Genomic DNA, 3,566 nt, shown 5'->3' with positions numbered 1-3,566 from the left:
AAGTGCTTAGATCCTAGAGATTATCACATGGCAAGCGTATACTACGCACCACTTGATAATCTCTGTGATTTATCACAGTAACGTAGTCTGACGAAGATACGTTAAATCATTAACAGAATATATTTGAGTTGAAATAATTTGTTCATACTCGTTTTAAACAACCTAACAAGCAATTGTGAAAGTTGGATGAAATGAGTTACTAGCGATTAACTGAATCAAGCGTTTTGGTATATGAATCTAATTGAAGCTGTACGGTAGTTAAATCTACGAAACTCTAACTGTGGCGATTAAGTTCGCAACGCAACATTTTCACTTGTAGGAAATGGGCGACTGTTTGGGGTTGTATAGTCAAGTAATTAAGTGCATGTGGTGGATGCCTTGGCAGTCAGAGGCGATGAAAGACGTAATAGCCTGCGATAAGCTCCGGGGAGGCGGCAAATATCCTGTGATCCGGAGATTTCTGAATGGGGGAACCCACTTACCATAAGGTAGGTATCATAAACTGAATACATAGGTTTATGAGGCGAACGAGGGGAAGTGAAACATCTCAGTACCCTTAGGAAAAGAAATCAATTGAGATTCCCTCAGTAGCGGCGAGCGAACGGGGAAAAGCCCATTAAGTCATATCAGTTTTAGTGGAATGCTCTGGGAAGTGCAACCATAGTAGGTGATAGTCCTGTACACGAAAGGGCTGATATGATGATGTCGAGTAGGGCGAGGCACGTGAAACCTTGTCTGAATATGGGGGGACCATCCTCCAAGGCTAAATACTCCTGACTGACCGATAGTGAACCAGTACCGTGAGGGAAAGGCGAAAAGAACCCCTGTGAGGGGAGTGAAATAGATCCTGAAACCGCATGCATACAAGCAGTGGGAGCCACTTCGTGTGGTGACTGCGTACCTTTTGTATAATGGGTCAGCGACTTACATTCAGTAGCGAGGTTAACCGTATAGGGGAGCCGTAGAGAAATCGAGTCTTAATAGGGCGTATAGTTGCTGGGTGTAGACCCGAAACCGGGTGATCTATCCATGAGCAGGTTGAAGGTTGGGTAACACTAACTGGAGGACCGAACCCACTGTCGTTGAAAAGCCAGGGGATGACTTGTGGATAGGGGTGAAAGGCTAATCAAACTCGGTGATAGCTGGTTCTCCCCGAAAGCTATTTAGGTAGCGCCTCGGACGAATACCATTGGGGGTAGAGCACTGTTTCGGCTAGGGGGTCATCCCGACTTACCAAACCGATGCAAACTCCGAATACCAATGAGTACTATCCGGGAGACAGACTGCGGGTGCTAACGTCCGTAGTCAAGAGGAAAACAATCCAGACCGCCAGCTAAGGCCCCAAAATTGTAGTTAAGTGGGAAACGATGTGGGAAGGCACAGACAGCTAGGAGGTTGGCTTAGAAGCAGCCACCCTTTAAAGAAAGCGTAATAGCTCACTAGTCGAGTCGGCCTGCGCGGAAGATGTAACGGGGCTAAAACTACATGCCGAAGCTGCGGATGTATACATTGTATACGTGGTAGGGGAGCGTTCTGTAAGCCGATGAAGGTGTGTTGAGAAGCATGCTGGAGGTATCAGAAGTGCGAATGCTGACGTGAGTAACGATAATGCGAGTGAAAAACTTGCACGCTGAAAGACCAAGGGTTCCAGTCCAACGTTAATCGGGGCTGGGTGAGTCGACCCCTAAGGCGAGGCCGAGAGGCGTAGTCGATGGGAAATTGGTTAATATTCCAATACTTCAGTGTAATGCGATGAGAGGACGGAGAAGGTTAAGTCAGCCTGGCGTTGGTTGTCCAGGTGGAAGACAGTAGGCATGCATCTTAGGCAAATCCGGGGTGCTCTATGCTGAGAGTCGATAGCAAGCTGTACTTGTACAGTGAAGTGGCTGATACCCTGCTTCCAGGAAAAGTCTCTAAGCTTCAGTTACACTGGAATCGTACCCGAAACCGACACAGGTGGTCAGGTCGAGTAGACCAAAGCGCTTGAGAGAACTCTGCTGAAGGAACTAGGCAAAATGGTACCGTAACTTCGGGAGAAGGTACGCTGTTGACGGTGATGGAACTTGCTTCCTGAGCGGTTGACAGCCTCAGAAACCAGGCCGCTGCAACTGTTTATTAAAAACATAGCACTCTGCAAACACGAAAGTGGACGTATAGGGTGTGATGCCTGCCCGGTGCTGGAAGGTTAATTGATGGGGTTAGCGTAAGCGAAGCTCTTGATCGAAGCCCCAGTAAACGGCGGCCGTAACTATAACGGTCCTAAGGTAGCGAAATTCCTTGTCGGGTAAGTTCCGACCTGCACGAATGGCATAATGATGGCGGCGCTGTCTCCAGCAGAGGCTCAGTGAAATCGAAATCGCCGTGAAGATGCGGTGTACCCGCGGCTAGACGGAAAGACCCCGTGAACCTTTACTGCAGCTTGACATTGAACTTTGATCTTACTTGTGTAGGATAGGTGGGAGGCTTTGAAGTAGTGACGCCAGTTGCTATGGAGCCATCCTTGAAATACCACCCTGGTAATATTGAGGTTCTAACTCTGTCCCGTTATCCGGGACGAGGACCATGTCTGGTGGGTAGTTTGACTGGGGCGGTCTCCTCCTAAAGAGTAACGGAGGAGTACGAAGGTGCGCTCAGCGTGGTCGGAAATCACGCGTAGAGTATAAAGGCAAAAGCGCGCTTAACTGCGAGACCCACAAGTCGAGCAGGTACGAAAGTAGGTCTTAGTGATCCGGTGGTTCTGTATGGAAGGGCCATCGCTCAACGGATAAAAGGTACTCTGGGGATAACAGGCTGATACCGCCCAAGAGTTCATATCGACGGCGGTGTTTGGCACCTCGATGTCGGCTCATCTCATCCTGGGGCTGAAGCAGGTCCCAAGGGTATGGCTGTTCGCCATTTAAAGAGGTACGCGAGCTGGGTTTAGAACGTCGTGAGACAGTTCGGTCCCTATCTACCGTGGGCGTTGGAAATTTGAGAGGATCTGCTCCTAGTACGAGAGGACCAGAGTGGACGAACCTCTGGTGTACCGGTTGTGACGCCAGTCGCATCGCCGGGTAGCTATGTTCGGAAGGGATAACCGCTGAAAGCATCTAAGCGGGAAGCCTACCTCAAGATAAGATTTCCCTAGGACTTTATGTCCTCTAAAGAGCCGTTCGAGACTAGGACGTTGATAGGTTGGATGTGGAAGTGCAGTGATGCATGAAGCTGACCAATACTAATTACTCGTGAGGCTTGACTATACAACACCCAAACAGTTGTTGTATTAAAGCTCAATTGATTCACAAATAATCAAAGCAACTTGATTTAGTTCAAAAGCTAGATAGAATGAACAACACAATTTAACTCAAGTACTTCTGTTAATAACTCATTTGACGAAAGTTCGGCATCCAAGTAAGACCAAACGAGTAAGCATAAACAGTTGTGCTGGCGACCATAGCAAGAGTGAACCACCTGATCCCTTCCCGAACTCAGAAGTGAAACCTCTTAGCGCTGATGGTAGTGTGGGATTACCCATGTGAGAGTAAGTCATCGCCAGCTCATTATTCGAAATCCCCCTCCGCTTATGC

The 3,566-nt window shown here is 48.3% G+C and carries 2 rRNA genes; both read left to right on the top strand.

Going from position 1 to position 3,566, the window contains the following annotated elements:
* Positions 1-346 precede the first annotated feature (346 nt).
* A 23S ribosomal RNA gene (locus tag FB6_RS13375) occupies positions 347-3,239 on the top strand.
* A 183-nt stretch (positions 3,240-3,422) separates the two neighbouring features.
* Positions 3,423-3,537: ribosomal RNA gene (gene rrf, locus FB6_RS13370) — 5S ribosomal RNA — on the top strand.
* Positions 3,538-3,566: the final 29 nt, after the last annotated feature.

This window comes from Acinetobacter bouvetii (assembly GCF_902753875.1).
In the GTDB taxonomy this organism is placed as follows: domain Bacteria; phylum Pseudomonadota; class Gammaproteobacteria; order Pseudomonadales; family Moraxellaceae; genus Acinetobacter; species Acinetobacter bouvetii_A.
Note: the sequence above shows the minus strand (reverse complement) of the source record. Positions and strands in the feature narration are given on the sequence as shown.